This is a genomic window from Vibrio sp. TRT 17S01 (assembly GCF_050113695.1).
GTDB lineage: Bacteria > Pseudomonadota > Gammaproteobacteria > Enterobacterales > Vibrionaceae > Vibrio.
The window spans coordinates 160821-183407 of record NZ_JBNJOG010000004.1; the positions used below are offsets into that span (position 1 = coordinate 160821).

The window sequence follows — 22587 nt, forward strand, 5'->3', positions numbered from 1 at the left end:
TCACTTAAGCTAGTTGTTTACTGTTATAAGGAAGAAATCGGGTGTTGGAGCTGCTAATCGGCTCCATCTTTTGTCTTCTTAGCAAGTGAGTTGCTCACGCATCCTGTACTAAAAGTCCGTTCGTTTCAGAAAACCGGCTACGTCTTGAATAAATTGATAACTGAATTGTCGCGTGATTGTTTATGATGGTAGCAAATAATAACTTGCGGTTGGTTTTATGTTTTCTGAATGGTTTACCACACCAGCGCTGATTGCTGCCTTTCTGATTTTTCTCGGCTCATTTGTCCAGACAGCAATCGGGTTTGGTTTGGCGATTGTGGCTGCTCCTTTGCTTATTCTGATCTCTCCTAGTTATGTGCCGGCACCCATTTGTCTGGTGGCCTTGTTTATTTCGATCCTTAATGCACTCAAACATCGCGCCAGTGTCTCTATTGGTGGGTTAAAAATGGCGTTGATCGGTCGAGTCCCAGGTTCTATCGCGGGTGGGGTACTATTAGTCATGGTGTCGACCGATGTATTGGCTCTATGGTTGGGTGTATTAGTGCTGTTTGCAGTTGTCGTGAGCTTGTTACCATTTCGAATTGAACCGACGCCAACACGGATGGGGGTAGCCGGTTTCTTCTCTGGTTTCTTTGGTACGAGCAGCGCTATCGGTGGACCGCCAATGGCATTGTTACTGCAACATCAAGAAGCGAATCAACTTCGTGGCAATTTATCGGCATTCTTTGTTTTCAGCTCAATCATTTCACTGATCATTCAAATCCCGGCGGGATACTTTACGTTACACCATCTTTGGATCAGCGTTCCTTTACTGCCAGCCGCTTGGTTTGGGTATAAGTTGGCCCGTGTAACGACGCATTCACTTCCCAAGGAGAAAATACGTACGGGGGCGCTCCTGTTATGTTCAATCAGTGGTGCGACGGCAGTATGGCAAGGGCTACAACTGTAGCTTTATTATTGTTCTTTTAAGTCGCGGTATCGCATGACTTTGTTAAGATAAGCCATTGTTCATATTAGGTTAAGGGAAGATCATGATACTGGAAGTTGCAATATTGGATGTAAAGCCAGCTCAGGAAGAGGCATTTGAGCAAAACTTTGCTAAGGTGCAGACTATTATTTCCGGGATGCAAGGGTATGTTTCTCATCAACTTCAACGTTGTATGGAAACGCCTAATCGATATATTTTATTAGTGAATTGGGAAACATTGGCAGATCACGAACAAGGGTTTCGTCAGTCAGCTCAATATCAGGAATGGAAAAAACTTTTACACCATTTTTACGATCCATTCCCGAACGTAGAGCATTATGAGCGGGTTTTCTAAGGAGATACAATGCGTACATTAGGTAATATTATTTGGTTCCTGTTTGGCGGTGTCATCATGGGGCTATTGTGGTGGTTTTTCGGCTTGTTGGCTTTTATTAGCATCATTGGTATTCCATGGGGCCGAGCGTGCTTCGTGATGGGGAATTTTTCTTTCTTCCCATTTGGTCAGGAAGCGATTGGACGTGACGAGCTGACTAATGAGTCAGATATTGGTACCAGCCCGCTAGGATTCATTGGTAACGTGATTTGGTTCTTACTTGCAGGTATTTGGTTGGCAATTGGCCACATCATGTCTGCGGTTGCATGTTTTGTAACCATCATTGGTATTCCATTTGCGTTGCAGCATTTGAAACTGGCGTACATCTCTCTAGCGCCGATCGGTAAAACTGTCGTTTCAAAAGAAGAAGCGGCCGCTGCTCGTTTTATGAATAATCGTTAAGAGCAAAACTTACCTCACCAAAAAAGCACTGGTTCTCACTAGTGCTTTTTTATTATCTCGTGTTGTTCCATCCTTCATTTTTCTCATATAACCTGTATCAAAAATGACACTGGTGTTTCATTGTTGATAATGCCAAAGAGTGTACGTGTCGACAGATACGGGCACCAAGTCGGTATGAATACGAAAGAAATAGAAATATTCTTCATATGTGCGCAATTATTATGAAGCACTGCACGGTTATATTGTCACTATTGATTTACTTGTCACTAATGCGAGACTTTTATTAAATAATCGTAAATTGCCTCAATATCTCACTGCGTCATTTATGCTCTTACCCTGATTTTACTTTGTTCATCTCCTTAACTTATATATGAGCTGCCCAGCGTACTTTTCGGTGGTGGGAAGGTCATGTGTTTTTAAAAACTGTGGACATGACAGTTTTTCTTAAATGCCCCTCCTGCAACTGTTTCGCAATCTTCTGGGTAACTGTTTTTAGCATGACGCTTATTACGCGTTCGGTTAGCCAATAAACTCGAGGAAGATGAAATGAACTTTTCACGACGCGCCTGTCGTCAGTTGTTACTCGTTACTGTTTTAACTTCTCCTTATGCCATTGCTGAGCAAGCACTCAATACAGAAAGCCCTTATCAGTGGTATATCGGAGGAAAAGTTGGAGCTGCATATTTCCAAGACGGATGTGAAGCTTGGTCGCTAAGCTGTGATCGTCATTCGGTTGCCGGAGGTGTATATGCAGGTTATCAGTTTTTACCATGGTTAAGTGTGGAAGGCGGATATACGTACTTAGGGGAAGCGGTCGCAGATTATCGCAGTGGTACTTCTGAAGGTACCATGTATTCCTATGACCTTTTTGCAAAAGCTTCTTACCCGTTGACGGAGCGTTGGTCCATATTTTCAAAAATAGGTGCGGTACGCTGGGATGCTGAAGTCTCTCATCCACTTCAATCACGCAGTGCTGATGGTATGGATTTAGGCGTTGGTGCTGGTTTGAGTTATCGATTAGGCTCAGATTGGCAAGCGCAAATCGAATACCAGTTTATTGATGGTGTTGGTGATGAATGGGTTGGTCAGTCGGATCATCATCAAGTCACCTTTGGTCTGGCGTATCTGTTTGGCACACAAGAAGCTGTTGAACGTCATCAAGAATATGAGCCGACGATTCCTGATGAAGTGCCGCCTGAACCTATGCCGACAACCGTGGTTAAGTCTCATCAGACTGTGGTCGATACATCCTTATTTGCCTTTGACAGCAGTGAACTGGCTCAGACTGGTCCACTTGAAGAAGTACGTGATCTGTTGCTTCGTTATCCTCAGTCTAACGTGAGCATTGCAGGCTTTACCGATAGTGTCGGTAGTGCTAGCTATAACCAACAATTGTCAGAACGACGCGCTCAGGCCATTGCCAACTACTTTATTGAATCAGGTATTACGAGTGACCGTATTACGGCGATTGGCCGTGGAGAAGCGGCTCCAGTTGCTGATAACCAGACTGCGGAAGGCAGAGCCATGAATCGCCGCGTAGAAATTGTGATCCCAGAATTTGTCGTTTCACAACAAGCGGAGGATGTGCAATGAAGCTTTCGTATGTTTTTCCGGTAATTGCGCTGGGTATTTTGCAAGGTTGTGGCAACGGTGATGATGGTTTTCCTACTGACCCAGCTGGGGGAAATCATGCGCCTGAAGCTCAGAACCTTGAGATTCATAGTGCACTGGCTGATCTGTTTATTCCCGGTTTACCGGTAATATTGAGCGGAAATTACTACGATGCAGAGGGTGATGAAGGTGATACGCACCTTTTCACTTGGCTGCGCAATGGCAATAAAATTTCCGGAGCGGATAGCTACAAGTACACGTTAACTAAAGCGGATGCGAATACCACCATTTCTGCTTGTGTGACACCGAGAGCCAAAACTGGCGTACGAGAAGGACAACAAACCTGTACCGAAATTGAAGTGGCGAGTGAGATTGACTTGACGGATGCGCCAACAGCGGTTGTCACCATTGACGATACAACAATCCCGTTTGCTGGAGAAGAGATCCGTTCATCTTATAGCTACAGTTCTCCAGTATCGGCCAATGAAGGGCAATCCCTCTTTCTATGGGTTGAGTTAACGGATAATTTCCCAACGGTACAACAGTGTGCCACTGGCGCGAATCAAGATTGTATCTTGCCAGTGCCTGACGCGCTAAATGGCAAAGTGATCGAATCGTGTGTGATCCCCGTGGATGAAAATAATCTTCCGGGTCCGTTAGTGTGTGACAAAACGTTAGGGGCGGGCATCGCATTAACGGGTGAGCTGCAATATCGCAAAGACTTGAAAGCTGATGTCTTTGGCCTGCCATCTGGCTCTACATTTCACTGGAAAATGGACTTGAGTAATGATGATGGTCCGCAAGGCAATCTAACATATGCTGATCAAAGTACTGGTGCCGTCGATGGAGCCTTGTTTACCACTCAGTTTAATGTGGGCTCAATCGAGGCATTAAAAGATGAGCAATATTATATGGATGTGAATGGCAATGGCATTGTTGATGACCATGATTGGCAGTACGCCGGTGATTTAGCAATACCAGCGGCACGCGAGTACATTGGTAAAGATGTTCAGTTTTGTGTGGACATGCCAGCAGGCTATACTCCAGCCCAGAAATGTCAGCTTGCATCCGAAACGCAAGCCTCTGATGGCACTCTATGTAGTGATGCAACAGCGTGTGTTGTCGGTGGGGTGTATTATGACAGTCAGGTAGGTATCACCGCTCGCGGTGTGGAGCCAACCCGAGTCGTTACGATTGAAGAACCACACGATGTGGTTGAAATTGCCGCACCGACAACGTTCCACCGTCCGATTTCAATGGCCGAGTATGAGATGAGATACGTATTGGCTTTAGGAAATCTTCCCGAGCCAGATAGCACTACGATGCAAACAGGCATCGACTGGGTAATGTACCGAAATGGTGTGCCATCGAATATGGCGGGTTCTTCGAAAGCACTGGATTTTTGCTCTAACTTAACCAGTGCGGACGCAGACAACTGGTCGCTACCTGTGACCAGTGATAGTTTCAATACTGACAGTCACGCTGGTTCAAATGGAGGTAATGCGGCGCCAACTGGGCTTGGACAAAACCTTGATACGTTTGCCGATGCGGTGATATCTGGTGGTGCAAGCCGTGATGGTGTTTCATTCACGTGGGGCTGGCCGGTCGATAATCAGTACAATAGTGCAACTGCGGCAAAATCAGGGACTCATCGTCCGGTGAGTTTAAATACTGGTGCAGCTCAAGGGTATGTGAGCGATTCAGCCGTATTAATGACAACATGTGTTAAGTAGAGCACTAACTAACGGGTACATACTGTACCCGTTATTACTTTCATCAGTACCATTCCTATCTATTTTCGTAAACATTTCGTCTCATTCTCTTATGTGACTTAATAAACAATGCCACCTTGAAAAGAGGAAACTCTTGGTATCCACCTAGAGTTTTTGCTTGCTGCCAGTTTAGCGATGTCGTCTTTGATGCTTAAATTAAGGTATCAATTATTTAGGAAACAACCAGCTTATGGAGCAAGCGCCTTCATCCTTACCTGACAAACGACGATCTTTAGCTTTACTGGTTGCGATTGCACTGGGTTCGTCAGTGATTACAGCGGCAAGCTATCATTATTGGCAACAGAATCGGCAAGCACAACGGCAAGTGACAGAACAGCAAATTGAGTCTGCGGTCATGGCGATTCAAAGTGGTGATGTTGCAGAAGGGGCGTTGGCACTGGCTCGCGTGGATTTTTCTGAGCCAGATCTTGCTTATCTTCAACCTTTGGCTGATCGCTGGTCTTCTCGTTTAATCCCCGCGGCACAAGTATTGGACTATCTAAAGCCTTATCAGATTTATTCGTGGGGCTCGCGTTTTTTCTATCTTCCAGAGCAAGGAACGGCCCATTTTTTACCGGAGCGACAGGTTGTGACTTACACCCATGACGACATGGGTGACACGCTTTATGTGTTGAGTCTCGATAGCCAGCAGCAATTGTGGCTCAGCATTTATCGAACGCGTGACTTCACTCTTGAAGTGGAGTATCCGTTAGATGATATTGCAATGGAGGCCCCGACATTTATTGCTTTGGCAGAGAATGACAGCGTGTTTTTAAGTGCGCATCGGGTGCAACAGGGTCAGCCCAATCAATACCCAGATTTTTTCAAGGTGACACCAACCGGACTTGAACCCATGATCCGTTGGGAAGCGCAGTCGCCTAGTCAGCTTTATGCCTCAGAACAGTGCGATAGCGCGATCACGATTCAACAGAACAAAATTCACTTTCATCAACTGTCGTATGAATTGTTAACGGGTAATCTGCCGAAGGACTTTTATGACATCGGTCATGGGCCTGTACCCAGTGAAGCAGAGCTACGAAAAGCGCTGCAGGCACAAATTGATACGCAAGGGTTGATATACATTAAAGATGATGAAGGGATCTCGCTTTATAACCGCAATGTCGAGTTTGTTGGTCAATGGGTCGCGGATGGCTTAACGGATTGGTGCAGCCGAGATCAGTCGACGGAGGTACTTCAATTGCCTCAGGTACTGGCATTTGAATCTCAATGGAAAACCACGGTTGAATCTATTACACCCCAACAAGATTATGCGATGGAGCGGCTACAACGTGCGACACCGGCTGAGTTGTTGTCATTGGCCAAAAACGCACATTGGGACTTAATGGGGTGGGGTATCGCTGGTGCCCACTTGTTAGTGGACGCGATATTAACGCAAAGTTCACCGGACAAGCCATGGCCAAAAGAAGCGGATAACCTGCGCAGAGCACGAGAGGTTTGGGCGTCGCGAACTGCAACCGGAGTGGTGCTAGGTAGTTATCAACTAATGAGTGCTCAAACTGCGGAACTGACGTATTGTTTGCTGGATGAGAAACAGGACCAGATCCAGGTGTGCCATTCGCAAGTCGTATATACAGACATGCTTGATAGCAGCTTACTGTCGCCAAGTGGGCGTTGGATATTAACGCTATACGCAGGTTCTGGAGGGCAACGGCTGACGTTAATGGAATCAAACACTATGCAGGTCAAAGCCACGCAAGAGATGCCTTACCTGTATGTTAACAGCAAGAGTCATATCGCATTCAGTCCGGATGAAAGCCACTTTGCATTGTTTGATGATGAATCGGTGTATCTCTACCAGTATCACTCTGGCAAGCTCCAATTAGCGCAACAATTCAATACCGAGTTGTATGATTCAGGCTACGATCAGAGTGAGCCACTGAGTGGTGGTTTTGTTGATGATTCGGAAAATAAAAGCCTTGTTTTTGTTGGAAATGATCGCCTGCTTTACCGGGAAAAAGACGATAGGGTGATCCTCCGAAACATACGAACAGGGCTTAGGTATTGGCAAGCGACATTGAACCTAAGTGACTATGGCGAAAGTGCGCTTTACTTCTTGCTGGATGAAGAAAATGATCAAGTTGCGCTTTACACGGCTGAAGGGGTGCAGCTACTGCAATTAAGTACGGGCTACCCGCTAACACCATTTACGTATTTTATTGATATTGAGCCTCAGGATTATCTCAGTGATGATGTTTACTATCACTCGATTCAAGTTCGCTTTGAAGGTAAGGCTCTAGTCGTCGCGATTGGAGCGCTAAAGCATATTTTAGGAACGCCAGCACGTTTTACGCCACTAACCAAAGAAGAGATAAAACGGATAACGCAGCTTAATACGCCTTAATCCCATATTCGCGCAGTTTAGCGGGGAGTACTTCGTCCAGATGAGCAATCTCTTCGGGGTAAATCTCAATCAAAGCAAATTGGTGCTCTTGGTAAATGGACTTCAGGTCGGCGATGGTTTTTGGATCACTTGGGCCGTGATCATCGCCCCAATATTGGAGGTAGACTTTGCCTGTTGGCAAATAAAAGTCACTGAGTACATCTTGTTCGATTGGCAGTTGTCGATCGTACGCGTGAGCCACCCCGTTCATGTAGAGCCAATTATCGATGATCAGCTCACCAGTTGAGCGAACATAATGGCCATCAAGTGTACGATGTTTCGCTTCGAATTTTTGGCGAAAACTAGAGAGAGACTTGTCGGTTGCATGAGCCTCGGAATCTTGGCCGAGAAACTCAATCACCGACTGTTTTAGCCGTTTATTGCGTACAATAGAATCATGCCAGACCACAAATTGATTGTTACTAGCTTTGTCTTCACGTTGGTAAGCACCAACTTTCAGCCCTGCCTTTGTTACCTCCCAGCCTTGTTCTACTTTTATTATCCATCCTAGCTCACTGAGCAGCTGATTCACTTTTTTCGCGGCGAGCTGGAAACGTTCACCAATTTGGGTAGCGCTCAGGGTTTTCCCGCTGGTGGCTTCCATATCAATTAAGAGGTTTGTCGGCCAGACAATGAATTGGCCAAATTTAGGGTGGGAGGCATATTCACCACCAAATTTAACCCCCAATTCTGTCAGCACCCAATGTTCGGCATCCCGGTTAATATATCCAGCGGTTTTTAAGTCGGTGAATAGCTGCTTTGCGTCGATATCACGCAGCTTTGCAAGCGCTGTAGTGGATAATTTATCGGCCATAATTCTCTCCTAATGATGCTCTATTGTGGTGATGGATTTGGATAGAATCAATCATTTAAATCCGGATTTCAGAGTTGTATCGGTTAGGATGAAGAGCAATAAAAAGGAGGCTGATGCCTCCTTTGTCGGTTATTTTTTGGGGAGAACGTTAATTTTAAGCGCTTTATCGATATCGATAGATTTTGCGAGTTGTTGGATATCGGTAGCGGTTACCGCTTTTAACGCGTCGGTATATTTTGTTTCGTTTTCAACCAAATCAGCTTGTGATTGCGCTACAGTCGATAGGTTCGACCAATATTGGTTGTATTGCTGATTATGGGCCAAAGACTCCAGTATTGGCTTTTTCAATTGTTCCACTTCTTCTGGTGTGAGCGTGGTAGCCTGAAGTGATCGCCAGATTTTTTTATAAGCCTGTTCGACAGCCGCAACATTTTCTGTATTTGTATTACTGTTTAGGCTGATATAACCGAAGTTGGCAAACCAATTTGATTGGTTGATGCCAGCCCATGGACTATACGACACTCCCATCTCTTCCCGAACGATCTTGTCGAGTTTTGTTTGCAAAGCTCGTGCTAATACGGTGTATTTGACGTTGAGTTCAGGGTTTCGTCCGTCTGGAATTGGCCAATAGGCGGCGACAACGGCTTTGTCGGCTTCACCAGTATGGAACAGAGTCACAGTCTTCGTTTTGATTGGCCCCATGGCAACTGAGTATGGTTTTGCTGGTGCTTGCGCTGTGATGCTCAATGCACCAAAGGTACTGGATACCGCTTCAATGGCTTGCTCGGTTGTGATATCTCCTACCAGTGAGATTTCAACAGGTCCTGCGTAAATGGCTTGCTCAAGTAAGGGTTTTAAATCCTTAACATTGAACTGATTTAATTGTTCAACGGTTGGCATTGTCCAGCGAGCATCTTGATTGAAAAGGTATGCAGACAAGTGATTGTTTAGTACCGCATTAGGGTCATTTTGAGCACTCGCAAGTTGGTGTTGGTATTGACGAATCCCAGCCTCCCAAGCTTCTTGACGGAAACCATTGTCGGTATACAGCGACGCATAGACTCGTAGCTGGTCTAGAACATCCGCGGAATCCAGCACTATCTTACTGATGTTGTGGAAATCGCCTATTGCGAGATCGAGCCCCATAGAGCGACCAGTAAATAAATCCTGCAATTGATTAATGTTGTGCTGTTGCATGCCACTCATTGCGACTGCCACGCCAAATATCGCTGACAGAGGGGCATTTTCGTTGCTTAAACCAAGGCGCCCAGTACCGAAGTTAATGTTCAGATAAACTGTATTTGGTTCGATGTCCGTCGGTTTAATATTAAGTCGTACACCATTATCGAATTGGTATCGCTGAATATCCCCAAATTGAGTGGGTGCTAATGGTGTTGCTTTACCCGCAGGGTCAAAGTCTGTGTATGCGAACGCTGTGGCCTGCTTTGACTCATAAGGGTTTACCGCGACTTTTTGCTCGGCTTGATAGGCCAGAATCAGTTGCTGATTGATGTCTTCAGGTGCTTGACGATCAGCAAGGTAGATCCGCGCATTCTTGTTTGTCCATTGTTGTTGGAAAGTTTGGTTAATCGCATCTTGTGTGAATAACGGTCGCGCTTCTTTGAACATCTTTTGGTATGTCATTGCTGATATTAAGGGTTCTTTCGAATCCAATGCATTGACAACGCGATCCGATAAAACGGAATTGTTGGTATAGCTTGACTGCTCTATATCCACTTGAAGACTGTGTTCGATGATTTTGATCTGGCGGTCGATTTCTTGTTGGCTAAAGCCGTAAGTGGTTGCTTGTTTCAGCAATCGTTGAATGGTTTGTAAACCATGACGCCATTCCCCTTGCTCTGTTTCGACAGAGATATTTCGAATGCTTACCACATCGGATTCTGTTGACAGTGAGGCGCTTAGGTCACGAAGCTTGCCATCACTTTGGTTAACGAATTGTTCGAGCCGATAGTTCAGTGCTCTGATGCCGATATATTCTTTGAGGAATTCAATATGCTCGGCTTTTGAATAAGGTTTGTCTTCTTCTGGTGCAATGAAATTGAGCCCAACGGAAGCAGATTGGTTTTTGGGACTAATGTTGGCGTAGGCTTCGGTTTTATTGGGTAGTGAGTAGGTCACCGTTGGGTCAACGATTTCATGCGAGCTTGACTTGGTTTTCCAGTTGGCAAAGTACTTATCAATTTTCTGTTCAAGCTGTTTGTCTTTGATATTGCCGGATATCACCAGTGTCGTGTTCTCTGGCGTATAGTAATTTTGGTAATACGCTTTTAAGGCTGCCTGATCGATTTGATTAATGGCTTCTTTTGTACCAATAGGTAACCGTTGATACACATTGGTGTCACCAAGTAAGTACTGGATTCTTGACAGGCTGCTACGAAAATCATGGCTGTTTCGTACTCTACGTTCAGCTTGGATCACCCCACGCTCGCGTTTAATCGCTTTCGGTGCGAGTGTCAGTTCAGAGGCGGTTTCACGCAGCAAAAACAGCGCCGTATCAATTGCTTCAGGTGTTGCATTTGGTAGATCAAGCTCATAAGAGGTGTAACCCAGACTGGTGGTGGCATTGGTATCCGCCCCAAAAGCAAGGCCATGCTTTTCCAGCATCGGAATCATAGCGCCTTCCGCGACATGAGTAGAACCGTTAAACGCCATGTGCTCTAAGAAGTGCGCAAGTCCGGGATAATCTTTAGGGTCTTGAAAAGAGCCTGCATCAATAAACATTTGTATCGAGAGGCCTTGTTTTGGTAAGTGGTTTTCGGTCATAACCACTCGCATACCATTACTCAGCATGGAGACTTTAAATTGCTCGTCAATCGGAATGTCACTGCTGGGGTACCAGAGTGAATTGAGAGAGGGTGCCGACAGCGCTGTGAACGACCAGCTAGCAAGCAAAAATACAGCGGCAGGCTTAATGATGTGTTTAAACATAAGTATTATTTCTTGTAGTTAATTATCATTTATAAAATTGATAGATAACAAAACTATCGTTTGGTTCCATAGAAGTCGAGCTTTTTTCTTTTGGCATTTATAAAGGGAATAAATAACAGATGTGGAATGACACGAGGAGTGATGAAGCTAAGTAATGCCTTACTTGAGGAAGAGAAACGGAGGTGATGCCTCCGTTTATGTAAAGGAAAGAACGTTAATCTGTGAACAACTGACCATCGACCATCACGCCAGCAGTTTGATAGTGCGAGGTTAAAATCGTCGCCGCAGCGGTGGCTCCTTTTTTAAAGTGACCAAGGTTATTCTGTTTTAGTGCTTGGGCAGGATAGGTTGAGGCCATTTTTAACGCTTCTGCTTCATCAATTCCCCAAGATATAACATTCGCCACGGACTCATCCATGCCGATATGAGCACCAGCGAGGCTGCCATTGGCATTAACAAGTTTGTTGTCGACGACAGAAATGATCTCACCGTCTAATTCGAAATGAGGGCTATCACTGCCTACTGTTGCCATGGCATCGGTCACGATGATTAATTGACCCTTCGGTTTAGCTTTGTATGCCAGCAAGACACTTTGCGGGTGTACATGAATGCCATCAGTAATGATGGAGCACCAAGCGCTGTCTTGGCTAAGTGCGCTACCGACTACGCCGGGCTCTCTACCTTCAAACGCAGACATCGCATTAAAAAGGTGAGTATATCCGTCAAGGCAATGCAGTTTCTCTTGGGTCAGTTGTTGGGTTGTTGCATTGCTGTGGCCACAGGAAAGATGAATACCATGCTCTTTTAACCACCTCATTGCATTGAGTGTGTTTTTCTCGGGAGCCAGTGTGACTAAGGTGGTGCCATTTTTTAACCACGGCATGGCTTCAAGTTGCTCAACATTAGGGGCGTAGAAACGTGTTTCGTCATGGGCCCCTTTTTTGTCAGGGTTGAGCCAAGGTCCTTCTAAATGAACACCGAGTACGCCGGGAATACCGAGTTCGATTGCTCTCTCGGTATTGTTTAACGCGTGGTTAAGTTGAGTTGGTGTTTCACTGATCAAAGTGGGTAGTAGATAGGCGGTGCCGTGGCGGCGGTGTGCTTTACAGATCGCATCGATCGCTTCAACGCTGGTGTCGCTATTAAACATCACGCCACCACCGCCATTAACTTGAAGATCAATGAAACCCGGAGCGATCAGCGCATCGTCAAAGTGTTGGTGTTCGGCATGAGGCGGAACGTCTAAAATGGGGACGATAGCTTCGATCTGACCTTTGCTCCAAAGTAGAGCAGAGTCGGTATAGTAGTGCTCTCCGTCAAAAATCCTAGGGGCAGAGATTGCTTTCAACATCTTAGTTACTCCTGAAACTGCTGCGCGGCACCATATAAGCAGGCATCATAATCACCTTTAGCTCTGATGATGGGCACCTGAAATACGGCGGGCTTTTGTGAGATATGGTGTTCGACACGTTGTAAGTAGCGTTTAGCAAGCCCGATCCCTCCGCCTAATACCACTACGTCCAGATCCAGCGACGCTTTGAGGTTACAACATAAGGTGGCAATTGCGGCGGCGCTTTGACAAATTAAGTGATCGGCAGCGAGATCTTTTTCTGCCAATTCGAACAGCTCAATATTGGAGATTGTTTCATCGAACACTTCGAGAGCGGCTTTGTGAATAGCCGTGCCCGAAGCCATCGCCTCAACACAGCCACGTTGGCCGCAGCCACATTCAGGACCAGAAAGGCTAAGCACCGTATGGCCAACATGTCCCGCTAAATTACTTGCGCCTTTCAGCAGTTTTCCATCAAGGACAATGCCGCCGCCGACACCAGTTGAGACAGTAATGTAAGCAATATTTTGATAGCGACTCTGTAGCTGGCGATATTCAAACCATGCAGCGGCTTGTGCGTCGTTGAGCATTTCAACCGGCTTTTGGGTAATGGCGTTTAATGCGGTATGCAGAGGGAAGGGAGTAGGAAAGTCTAGTGTATCAGGGTTGATCGCACTGATGCCCTCTGGCGTGACTAATCCAGTGGTCGAGATGCCAATATTGTCGACCACTTCGAGCCAGTCTTGGCAGTGCTCGAGAATTTCTTCTGCAAATATGATGGTGTTGGTTGCAATTGGTGTCGCGAGTTGGCGACGGCTTCTCATTTTTCCGTCTTCAAATAATCCGAGTGCGATCTTGGTGCCGCCGATATCAATAGCGAGAGTATGCATTAGTGAGCTCCTGCGGCTTGAGTGGCTGAGTTAAACCATTGAGTGACGACTTCTAGTCGAGTAAGAGCAGAGCCGACGGTGACGGCAACGGCACCATGTCGAATTGCTTCAGCAGCCAATTCGGGGGTGTTGTAACGGCCTTCCGCCATGGTAAAGAAACCTGCATCAGCAAATTGCTTGACGAGCTGAAGATCTGGCTCCGTTGGCTCTGGGCCACCTACATAGCCAGAAAGGGTTGAGCCAATAATGTCGACGCCACTTAAGTTCGCCCACGCACCATCTTCAAAGCAGCTGCAGTCAGCCATCGCAAAACAGCCTGATTGTTGGATTGCAGTAACAATCACGTCTCTCGGCTCCGGGCGAGGTCGATTGGTTGCGTCAAAAGCAATAATGGTTGCTCCTGCGTTAGCGAGCGCCTGAACATCGGTAATGAAAGGGGAGATCCGTACATCACTGTCTTCCAAATCGTGTTTTACAATACCAATTACCGGAATAGTGACCGCTTGCGTAACCGCGCGAACGTTTAACACTCCTTCGATTCTAAGAGCTTTTGCACCGGCTTGCTGCGCGGCAAGGGCCATGGCCACGATAAACTCCGTTTTCTCCAAAGGACTCCCAGTAACAGGTTGAATAGATACGACGGTTTGACCTGCAAGCGACTTTCTTAAGTCATTAATATTTAAATAATTATTCTTCACATTGAGCCTCTTTTAAATGGGCCTTCCAGTCGGGTAAGGCTTAAAGCTGGCCTAACGTTATAGCAAGCTATTTACTGCTTTTAACGATAAAGGCTGGCGAATATTTGTACGTGATCACATTTCATTACCACATGGTTTGAAAATAATCTTCATGGGCATAATAATCCAAAACGAAGATTTTTTTCAAATTAAATAAAAAATTTTTCGTATAACGTGAAATACAGATAAATAAAGGGAACATTATGAAAGCCATAAACAAAATTACGCTTGCATTGCTGACTGTTGGATTTGCTGTTTCAGCTCAAGCTGCAACCACTTTAAAAATGGGGATGCAGGCATCAGTAGGCTCGGTTGAATATACCTCTGCAAAGATGATGGCAGACACCGTTGAGCAGATGAGTAATGGTGAACTGAAAATTGCAATTTACCCAAGTGCACAATTGGGTGATGACCGCGCCATGCTGCAACAATTGAGCTTAGGTGATCTGGATATTACGTATGCGGAGTTTGGTCGTATGGGGCTTTGGATTCCGCGAGCAGAAGCGGTGACCTTACCTTATGTTGCCCGCGATTTTGACCATTTACGTCGTATGTTCGATTCTGACTTTGGGCAGGGCGTTCGCGATGAAATGCTGAAGAAGTTTAACTGGCGCGCGTTGGACACTTGGTACAATGGTACGCGTGAAACCACGTCGAACCGTCCGTTAAACAGCATCAAAGATTTCAAAGGTTTGAAACTGCGTGTACCAAATGCCAAACCAAACCTAAATTACGCCAAACTTTCAGGGGCATCACCAACACCAATGGCATTCTCTGAAGTTTACCTAGCACTGCAAACCAATGCGGTTGATGGTCAGGAAAACCCATTGCCAACAATTAAGACCATGAAGTTTTACGAAGTTCAGAGCAACCTTGCTATGACGAATCACATCGTGAACGACCAAATGGTGATCATTTCAGAAACGACATGGCAGAAATTGTCTGACAAAGAACGCGATGTCATCAACAAAGCCGTTCATAAAGCCGGTGAGGCACATACTGCTTCAGTGAAAAAACAAGAGCAAGAGTTGGTGTCGTTCTTTAAAGAGCAAGGGGTGAACGTTACTTATCCTGATTTAGCACCGTTCCGCGATGCCATGGCGCCGCTGTATAAAGAATTTGAAGACAAAATTGGTGAGCCAATCGTGAAGAAATTGGCTGCAATGTAATTCAATTCCATTCTCTCGGCTAGCCAATATTGGCCAGCCTTGGAGCTTAAGATGTTACGTAAGATTTATGATAATTTTGAAGAGATCCTAACGGTGCCATTAATGGCGGCTTTGCTGGTTGTCCTTACTTGGCAAATTGGAACCCGTTGGTTATTAAATGATCCTTCCCTCTGGAGCGAAGAGCTTGCTCGCGTTCTATTCATGTATATGTCGTTAATTGGATGTGCGATTGCGGTGAAACGCAGTACGCACGTCAACATCACTTTCTTTTCTGACAAATTGCCAGAAAAACTTCGCCTTGCATTGGTGCTTTCATTGGAAGCGGCGGTACTCGTTTCTATTGTTGCGATTATCTATCTCGGATATCAGCACGTACAGAGAACCGCATTTTTTGAGCTGATCACCTTAGGGATCTCAAGCCAATGGATGAACTACAGCCTGCCGCTGGGTGGGGTATTTATGTTGCTCCGTCAGGCTGAAAAAATGTGGGGTATTGCCAAGCAGTGGCATCACTGCGGTAAAACATCGGATTCATCATCACAGGTTGCCCAGCGCTAAGGAGTTGTCATGGCAGGTTCAATATTTGGCTGGCTAGCGCTGCTATTTGCAGGGATGCCAGTGGGTTTCTCACTCATTTTTGTTGCTCTGGTCTTTTTGTTACTCACGCAAAGTACAGGCATTAACTTTGCCGCTCAGCAAATGCTGGGAGGTATTAATAACTTTACGCTACTAGCGGTCCCATTTTTCGTACTAACTGGGCACTTAATGAACAGTGCCGGTATTACTGAGCGTATTTTCAATTTTGCTAAATCTATGGTCGGTCATATCACAGGCAGCTTAGGTCATGTAAACATCATGGCAAGTCTTCTGTTCTCTGGTATGTCAGGTTCTGCACTGGCAGATGCAGGTGGCTTAGGCCAGTTGGAAATTAAATCAATGCGCGATGCCAAATACCATGATGACTTTGCTGGTGGTTTAACCGCGGCGTCTTGCATCATTGGCCCGTTGGTTCCACCTTCAGTTCCATTGGTTATTTATGGTGTGGTGTCTAATACATCCATCGGGGCGTTGTTCCTTGCTGGCGCGATTCCAGGGCTGCTTTGCTGTGTTGCATTGATGGTAATGAGCTACTTCATTTGTAAAAAACGTGGTTACATGACGCTGCCTAAAGCGACGCGCGGTGAGCAGTTCAAATCGTTTAAAGAAGCGTTTCTTTCATTGCTCACACCTGTGATCATCATTGGTGGTATTTTTTCAGGCAAGTTCACCCCAACAGAAGCGGCGGTCGTCTCTTCACTCTATGCACTGTTTTTAGGTACGGTCGTGTACAAGCAACTGACTTTTTCAGGCTTTGTCGACATCCTAAAAGAAACAGTCAACACCACCGCAGTTGTTGCTTTGATGGTGATGGGTGTAACCGTATTTGGTTGGATTGTCGCACGTGAACAGCTACCGCAAATGCTGGCTGATTACTTCCTCACAATCAGTGAAAACCCATTGGTATTGCTGCTACTCATCAACCTATTGTTGCTTTTCCTTGGAACTTTCATTGAGTCGCTCGCCTTACTACTACTGTTAGTGCCATTTTTAGTCCCGGTTGCGGGTGCGGTTGGCATTGACCCGGTTCACTTCGGTGTGATGGCTATTTTGAACCTGATGATTGGCATTCTTACACCACCAATGGGTATGGCGCTTTATGTGGTTTCTCGTGTTGGAGATATTCCATTCCACACATTGACCCGCGGTGTTATCCCGCTGCTGGTTCCATTATTCATCGTACTCATTTTAGTTGCTGTTTTCCCTCAATTTACGCTACTGCTTCCTGAGCTAATGCTGGGTTACGGACAATAATTTACAGGTGGCCGACAACGTTGGTCACCCCTTATCGCAGGACAAAAAAATGCAAAAACTAACAGGCTTGATCGCTGCACCTCACACGCCTTTTGATCGCAATAATAACGTCAACCTTGCCGTGATTGATCAGATTGCACAATTGCTGATCGAGCAAGGTGTGAAAGGAGCTTATATTTGTGGCACAACCGGTGAAGGGATCCACTGTAGCGTTGAAGAACGCAAAGCAATCGCAGAACGCTGGGTAAAAGCCAGTAACGGTAAATTGGATCTAATTGTACATACCGGAGCGTTGAGCATTGTCGATACGTTAGAACTCACGCGTCATGCTGAAACGCTCGATGTTCTTGCTACATCGGCCATTGGTCCATGTTTCTTTAAACCCGGCAGTGTGGATGATTTGGTTGAGTATTGCGCTCAGATCGCAGCAGCAGCGCCTTCCAAAGGCTTTTATTACTATCACTCAGGAATGTCGGGAGTAAATCTCGATTTGGAGCAGTTTCTGATCAAAGGTGAACAACGTATCCCGAATTTATTGGGTGCCAAATTCAACAACATGGATCTGTATGAATATCAGCGTTGTGTGCGGGTTGCCAATGGTAAGTTTGATGTTCCGTTTGGTGTGGATGAATTTCTACCTGCAGGTTTAGCCGTCGGAGCCGTTGGGGCTGTCGGCAGTACATACAATTATGCCGCTCCTCTGTATTTGAAGGTCATTGATGCTTTCCATGCTGGCGACCACGCATTAGTCGCCTCTTTGATGGATAAAGTTATCGCCATTATTCGTGTGCTTGTAGCGTACGGCGGTGTCGCTGCGGGTAAAGCGGCGATGCAACTGCATGGGATTGATGTTGGTGACCCGAGAACTCCAATTCGTGCATTAACCGCAGAACAAAAAGAAGATGTACTCACCAAATTACGTGACGCAGATTTTCTGTAATCAGGAGGCAAGATGAAAGGGATATATTTACCTTTAATGACACCGTTTGACCACCAAGGGAATATCGAATTTGGTAAGTTAGCTGCGATGTTTGAACACCACCTGAACCAAGGTGTGCATGGCTTTTATATCGGTGGTAGCTCATCAGAATGCTTTATGATGAGCTTGGTTGAGCGTAAAGATGTGCTCAAAGCGATTGCAGAGATTAATGGTGGACGAGTGCCACTTATTGCTCATGTTGGTGCTATTTCGCTATTTGAAACCAAACAACTGGCAGACGTTGCAAGTGATTGGGGCTATCAGGCAATTTCAGCGACGCCGCCTTTTTACTACGGTTTTTCTAAATCAGAAGTCGAGCATTATTATCGTGAACTCAGTGCATACTCCGCACTGCCGTTGTTGCTCTATAACATTCCGGGCACGACAGGGGTGAATTTTTCGCACAGTGAATTACTTGAGCTGTCATCAATGCCTAATGTGATTGGGATTAAACATACCACGACTGATATGTTCTTTATCGAGCGTTTACGCAATGCCGATGCAAACCAAGTCATTTTTCACGGTGAAGACACCATGTTGGTCAATGGGCTACAAATGGGAGCAAGTGGTGGTATCGGTAGCACGTATAACCTGATGTCTGGCCAGTATGTCGCTATATATAATGCGATGGAACAGGGCCGACTTGAAGAAGCTATGCGTCTTCAACATCTGGTGAATCGAGTCACGGAGCAACTACTGGATTGTGGGTTATATCAAAGCATCAAATTTGCCATGACAGAACTGGGTGTTGATTACGGGGTGTGCCGAGAGCCGTTTTTACCGCTGAGCCAAACCCATAAGCAAAAGTTTGAAAAAATATTGGAAAATATTCACTTTTGCTAATGATAAAAGCCGTCTTACCAGTATCAAAGTGTCAATGAGTTTGATACTTTTAGCACACATTCGAGAGTCATAAGGGGCCAGAGTGAGCTCGCGTAAAAATTTATTGGTTCGATTAAGGTCGAACATTGAACCTCTCAGTAAAAAATTGCGTATTGTCGCAGACTATATTCTGGAAAATGCCAATGACGTGCAGTTCCAGACCATCACCGACTTAGCACGCAATACGGAAACCAGTGAGGCAACCGTTGTACGCCTATGTCGTGATTTAGGGTACAAAGGCTATTCCGATTTTCGTATGGCGCTGGCAGTAGACTTAAGCCAAAACGCGGGTCAACAAGCACAAAATATCGAAGGTGATATTTGCGAAGTGTCTGCTCAAAGTGCGGTAGCCAGTTTGCAAGATACGGCTAAATTGATTGATCGTAAGTCGCTGCAACGCATTTGTGAGTTGGTCCATAACGCGAGTTACATCAGTTGTTTGGGGATCGGTGCTTCCAGTATTGTCGGTCGCTACCTAGCGTATCGTCTGCTGCGCATTGGTAAGAAAGTGACCATGTTTGAAGATACCCACATGGCAGCCATGAATGCAGTAAAAAGCAGCGAAGGCGACCTATGGTTTGTGGTTTCCAGCTCTGGTTCGACGAAGGAAGTGCTCCACGCAGCGACACAAGCTTCAAAGCGCAGTACCCCTGTTGTGGCTTTAACTAATATCAGTCATAGCCCACTAACGTCAGTCTCTACAGAGCTTTTAGTGGCTGCTAGGCCAGAAGGCCCACTGACTGGTGGGGCGTTTGCCTCAAAGGTAGGTGCGTTGCTTTTGGTGGATGTCTTAGTCAATAACTTGCTAGAACAATACCCGCAATATTCTGAAGCGGTGGTAGAGACTGCGGAAGTGGTGATGCCACTCATGGGCTAAGTTACTGGTGGAAATTAAAAAGCCTGTCTTTCGACAGGCTTTTTTGTGCGCTAAAACGTATTGAGTACTACCTGATTGCGGCCCAACCCTTTTGCTTGAAAGAGCGCCTTATCTGCCCGGCCGATAGTGGCATGCTGACTCTCTTCAGCTGATGTAATCCCGATGCTGATGGTGAATTTTACTTCTTCATTCTCGTGTTCAATGATCGCTTTCTCTGCCAAGTGGCGCAGCATCTCACACTGTTCATAGGCATCGTTTTCATCATTTGCATGAAATAACACACAGAACTCCTCGCCGCCGTAGCGAGCCAAACTCAGTGCGCCTGGTTTGGTGAAACATTTCTGCATCAGATCAGCAGTATGTAGGATCACGTGATCACCGCACTGATGACCATGGTTGTCATTAATGCGTTTAAAGTGGTCAATATCAATCAGAGCAAAATAGACTTGCTCAGTATGCAAATGTTGTTCAAGCACATCACGTATTGTTAGCTTATTATCGAGATGAGTCATGACGTCTTTGGATCGAAGCTGCTTATGAAGCAAAAGGTTCGATAAGGCCACTTCGGAATAGTTACGAACCATAGTTAAAATGCTTCGGTAGGTCGGGAATATCGCCTTCATGTAGAGCACGGCGATCAATCGGTCATTATCGAATAATGGGATAGAGTAGTGGCGTCCCTTTACTTTTAATGTTTTGGCCAGTGGGTCTGCATCCTGTTTGCCAAGGTAGTTAAAGCTGTGTGGTGTGAAGCGTTTGGCTAAGTCTGGGTTAGTTAGCACAACCTTGGTATTACCGTGGTAGTCAACCGTGCTGAAGTGGCCATAATCGGCATCATAAAGACAAAACTGAATGCCATCATGATGGCAAAAACGGTCAAGAATTGTTTTTAAATGAAGTTTAAAATCCGCAACGTTCTCTTTTTGGTTCAACATAACTAAGGACAAGTTGAGTTGATAAGTAAGGTAGTTAAACACCACCGCAAGGAACAATAGAGACGCAATCACAATGGCAGTCAATGAAAACTGATAAGACGTTGCGAGAATATCAGAGCGATCCGTGCCAGAAATAAATACCCAGTTAAGCTGATTGTCTGCATCAAAAGCTGAAATCTTGAACTGATCTTTGTAATAGTACTCTTGGGTACCAAACTTACGACCTGAATCAACCAGTTCGCTGATCCCACCATGGTAACTGATGGAAGGTGTCCCGATTCGTTCAGGATTTGGGTGGAATACCAAACGTCCCGTGGTTTTATCGACCACAAATACATATCCGTGATTGAGTGTTTTTAACCCTCGCATATTTTGTGTTGCGTGGAATAAGTCAAACTCAATCCATATTTGGTACATGGAATCTGGTGTATAACGAACTGCAACCGCCCAATCTCCAGGTTGCTTTTCGTAAATAGAAGAGAGCTCTAATTTTGGAGAAAGCTTTGACAGAGAATTCCAGACTACAGAATTTAATGTATCGGAATTTAAGGGTTGATTGGCCATCGACTGTATTTTTTGTTTTGTTTTGTCGAAATAGTAAATATCCGAATAAACCGAAGTGTGCTTGAGAAAGCGTTGTGCCGTCGTAACAAAATCGGAATAATTTTCACTTTCATCCAGTAAATAAAGCTTGCTGGCGGCAGCTTCAATTTGGGCAGAAATTAACTGTGAAGATGTTTTTAAGTTGGCGAAAGATTGCTGATACGCATTTTGTTCTGAAGACTTAAATTGTTGGTAAGCGAGATATACCATTCCGACAACAAGCAATATCAAATATGGCTTAAGAATGCGGAGTAGTATTTTAGGTAATGCCATGATTGGAGCCAACTGTATGATTTATAGTAGTTGGTCGCGTATCTTAAACTTGTTCGTCATGCACATCAAATTATATTAGTCCAGAGTTAATAGTACATAAAATTAACAAATTGGACTCTACGTCTATATTGGGGCGGGAAAAAACAAACTATTACCACTATTATTGCGATGAACTACAAATTTATATTCTATGTTTATGTCGTATGGGTTATAAATCAGTCTTTTGTATAGAGAATATTAATTGATATTATTGATAAATGAGCTTAATTGACTATTAAATCGCCATTTTTCGTCTCAATAGTGACAATTTACAGTTCAGCCAGATGTTTAATTTGAGGTTTGTGTCGAATTAACAAAATTAGTGGATGCACACAAGCAGAAGTATTCTATAACTAACATATTGTCTTTCATAAAATTTATAGAATGCCTTATGCAATTTTGTATATTAAATACCCACTGTGATTGTTGTGAAAAGAAACATAAAGTCTACATGGACGGACATTGTTTCATCGTTGATAAGCGTTATCAGTTCTTATGTCACTATACTGGCAAGATAACAACATTTCGTTGTGGAGAAACGGAAGATAGGATGAAAGGAATCATCACTATTACTGAGCCCCGAGAGTGGTGGCCTGTTGGCGTTCCTACGTCAAAAGCGATTTTGTACAAGGATGATAAAGAGGTTCAGTATACTGTCTGAGCATCATTAATTGGAGAGCCAGTATCGTTTGATACTGGCGAAATCCTACGC

18 protein-coding genes are annotated in these 22587 nt (G+C 45.1%); 12 read left to right on the top strand and 6 right to left on the bottom strand.

The window, feature by feature from the left end; all coding sequences use genetic code 11:
- Positions 1-217: 217 nt before the first annotated feature.
- The 6 genes from ACQEXS_RS08490 (at position 218) to ACQEXS_RS08515 (ending at position 7508) form a co-directional block, all read left to right on the top strand.
- Positions 218-949 carry a sulfite exporter TauE/SafE family protein gene (locus ACQEXS_RS08490; RefSeq protein WP_427013505.1) on the top strand — a complete coding sequence of 244 codons (732 nt, stop codon included), beginning with the start codon at positions 218-220 and terminating at the stop codon, positions 947-949.
- A gap of 82 nt (positions 950-1031) precedes the next feature.
- Positions 1032-1322: an antibiotic biosynthesis monooxygenase family protein gene (locus ACQEXS_RS08495; protein WP_427013506.1), complete on the top strand. Its 291-nt coding sequence runs from the start codon at positions 1032-1034 to the stop codon at positions 1320-1322.
- A 9-nt stretch (positions 1323-1331) separates the two neighbouring features.
- A complete protein-coding gene (locus tag ACQEXS_RS08500; protein WP_367989273.1) occupies positions 1332-1763 on the top strand; it encodes a YccF domain-containing protein in 432 nt (143 codons plus the stop codon).
- Positions 1764-2309: 546 nt separating this feature from the next.
- Entirely contained in the window at positions 2310-3356 is a 1047-nt protein-coding gene (locus ACQEXS_RS08505; RefSeq protein ID WP_427013507.1) for an OmpA family protein, read from the top strand.
- Complete coding sequence (locus tag ACQEXS_RS08510; protein ID WP_427013508.1) at positions 3353-5107, top strand: hypothetical protein; 1755 nt, start codon at positions 3353-3355, stop codon at positions 5105-5107. The genes ACQEXS_RS08505 and ACQEXS_RS08510 overlap by 4 nt, the downstream gene beginning before the upstream one ends.
- A 229-nt stretch (positions 5108-5336) precedes the next feature.
- The gene (locus ACQEXS_RS08515) at positions 5337-7508 is read left to right on the top strand and encodes a hypothetical protein (protein WP_427013509.1); all 2172 of its coding nucleotides are present in this window, start codon (positions 5337-5339) and stop codon (positions 7506-7508) included.
- On the opposite strand, the gene ACQEXS_RS08520 is transcribed toward ACQEXS_RS08515, so the two are convergent.
- From ACQEXS_RS08520 to ACQEXS_RS08540, 5 genes are all read right to left on the bottom strand, one after another.
- Positions 7495-8361, bottom strand: coding sequence for a glycerol kinase (locus ACQEXS_RS08520; protein WP_427013510.1), 867 nt, complete (start codon positions 8359-8361; stop codon positions 7495-7497). The genes ACQEXS_RS08515 and ACQEXS_RS08520 overlap by 14 nt on opposite strands.
- A gap of 129 nt (positions 8362-8490) precedes the next feature.
- Positions 8491-11310 (bottom strand): M16 family metallopeptidase, encoded by a 2820-nt coding sequence (locus tag ACQEXS_RS08525; RefSeq protein ID WP_427013511.1) that lies wholly within the window; start codon positions 11308-11310, stop codon positions 8491-8493.
- Positions 11311-11524: 214 nt separating this feature from the next.
- Positions 11525-12661 carry an N-acetylglucosamine-6-phosphate deacetylase gene (gene nagA, locus ACQEXS_RS08530; protein WP_427013512.1) on the bottom strand — a complete coding sequence of 379 codons (1137 nt, stop codon included), beginning with the start codon at positions 12659-12661 and terminating at the stop codon, positions 11525-11527.
- A gap of 5 nt (positions 12662-12666) precedes the next feature.
- Positions 12667-13530, bottom strand: a complete 864-nt coding sequence (locus tag ACQEXS_RS08535; protein ID WP_427013513.1) for an N-acetylmannosamine kinase — start codon at positions 13528-13530, stop codon at positions 12667-12669.
- A complete protein-coding gene (locus tag ACQEXS_RS08540) occupies positions 13530-14228 on the bottom strand; it encodes a putative N-acetylmannosamine-6-phosphate 2-epimerase (RefSeq protein ID WP_367989281.1) in 699 nt (232 codons plus the stop codon). The genes ACQEXS_RS08535 and ACQEXS_RS08540 overlap by 1 nt, the downstream gene beginning before the upstream one ends.
- Before the next feature lie 242 nt (positions 14229-14470).
- Between ACQEXS_RS08540 and ACQEXS_RS08545 the strand changes: the two genes are divergently transcribed.
- From ACQEXS_RS08545 to ACQEXS_RS08570, 6 genes are all read left to right on the top strand, one after another.
- A complete protein-coding gene (locus tag ACQEXS_RS08545; RefSeq protein ID WP_367989282.1) occupies positions 14471-15436 on the top strand; it encodes a sialic acid TRAP transporter substrate-binding protein SiaP in 966 nt (321 codons plus the stop codon).
- 39 nt (positions 15437-15475) lie between these two features.
- Positions 15476-15994 carry a TRAP transporter small permease gene (locus ACQEXS_RS08550; RefSeq protein ID WP_427010481.1) on the top strand — a complete coding sequence of 173 codons (519 nt, stop codon included), beginning with the start codon at positions 15476-15478 and terminating at the stop codon, positions 15992-15994.
- A gap of 9 nt (positions 15995-16003) precedes the next feature.
- Complete coding sequence (gene siaM, locus ACQEXS_RS08555) at positions 16004-17287, top strand: sialic acid TRAP transporter large permease SiaM (protein ID WP_367989284.1); 1284 nt, start codon at positions 16004-16006, stop codon at positions 17285-17287.
- A gap of 49 nt (positions 17288-17336) precedes the next feature.
- Positions 17337-18227, top strand: coding sequence for a dihydrodipicolinate synthase family protein (locus tag ACQEXS_RS08560; RefSeq protein WP_427013514.1), 891 nt, complete (start codon positions 17337-17339; stop codon positions 18225-18227).
- Between the two features lie 12 nt (positions 18228-18239).
- Positions 18240-19109, top strand: a complete 870-nt coding sequence (locus ACQEXS_RS08565; RefSeq protein WP_427013515.1) for an N-acetylneuraminate lyase — start codon at positions 18240-18242, stop codon at positions 19107-19109.
- Positions 19110-19191: 82 nt separating this feature from the next.
- Positions 19192-20025, top strand: a complete 834-nt coding sequence (locus tag ACQEXS_RS08570; protein ID WP_427010478.1) for a MurR/RpiR family transcriptional regulator — start codon at positions 19192-19194, stop codon at positions 20023-20025.
- A gap of 50 nt (positions 20026-20075) precedes the next feature.
- On the opposite strand, the gene ACQEXS_RS08575 is transcribed toward ACQEXS_RS08570, so the two are convergent.
- Positions 20076-21836, bottom strand: a complete 1761-nt coding sequence (locus ACQEXS_RS08575; RefSeq protein WP_427013516.1) for a sensor domain-containing diguanylate cyclase — start codon at positions 21834-21836, stop codon at positions 20076-20078.
- Positions 21837-22587 lie beyond the last annotated feature (751 nt).

Bases quoted from the DNA above. Each gene is read 5' to 3' on its own strand.
- ACQEXS_RS08545 (WP_367989282.1), top strand. From the start codon at position 14,471: ATGAAAGCCATAAACAAAATTACGCTTGCATTGCTGACTGTTGGATTT.
- ACQEXS_RS08505 (WP_427013507.1), top strand. From the start codon at position 2,310: ATGAACTTTTCACGACGCGCCTGTCGTCAGTTGTTACTCGTTACTGTT.
- ACQEXS_RS08525 (WP_427013511.1), bottom strand. From the start codon at position 11,310: ATGTTTAAACACATCATTAAGCCTGCCGCTGTATTTTTGCTTGCTAGC.
- ACQEXS_RS08565 (WP_427013515.1), top strand. From the start codon at position 18,240: ATGAAAGGGATATATTTACCTTTAATGACACCGTTTGACCACCAAGGG.
- ACQEXS_RS08520 (WP_427013510.1), bottom strand. From the start codon at position 8,361: ATGGCCGATAAATTATCCACTACAGCGCTTGCAAAGCTGCGTGATATC.
- ACQEXS_RS08560 (WP_427013514.1), top strand. From the start codon at position 17,337: ATGCAAAAACTAACAGGCTTGATCGCTGCACCTCACACGCCTTTTGAT.
- nagA (WP_427013512.1), bottom strand. From the start codon at position 12,661: ATGTTGAAAGCAATCTCTGCCCCTAGGATTTTTGACGGAGAGCACTAC.
- siaM (WP_367989284.1), top strand. From the start codon at position 16,004: ATGGCAGGTTCAATATTTGGCTGGCTAGCGCTGCTATTTGCAGGGATG.
- ACQEXS_RS08575 (WP_427013516.1), bottom strand. From the start codon at position 21,836: ATGGCATTACCTAAAATACTACTCCGCATTCTTAAGCCATATTTGATA.
- ACQEXS_RS08495 (WP_427013506.1), top strand. From the start codon at position 1,032: ATGATACTGGAAGTTGCAATATTGGATGTAAAGCCAGCTCAGGAAGAG.
- ACQEXS_RS08500 (WP_367989273.1), top strand. From the start codon at position 1,332: ATGCGTACATTAGGTAATATTATTTGGTTCCTGTTTGGCGGTGTCATC.
- ACQEXS_RS08490 (WP_427013505.1), top strand. From the start codon at position 218: ATGTTTTCTGAATGGTTTACCACACCAGCGCTGATTGCTGCCTTTCTG.
- ACQEXS_RS08535 (WP_427013513.1), bottom strand. From the start codon at position 13,530: ATGCATACTCTCGCTATTGATATCGGCGGCACCAAGATCGCACTCGGA.
- ACQEXS_RS08515 (WP_427013509.1), top strand. From the start codon at position 5,337: ATGGAGCAAGCGCCTTCATCCTTACCTGACAAACGACGATCTTTAGCT.
- ACQEXS_RS08510 (WP_427013508.1), top strand. From the start codon at position 3,353: ATGAAGCTTTCGTATGTTTTTCCGGTAATTGCGCTGGGTATTTTGCAA.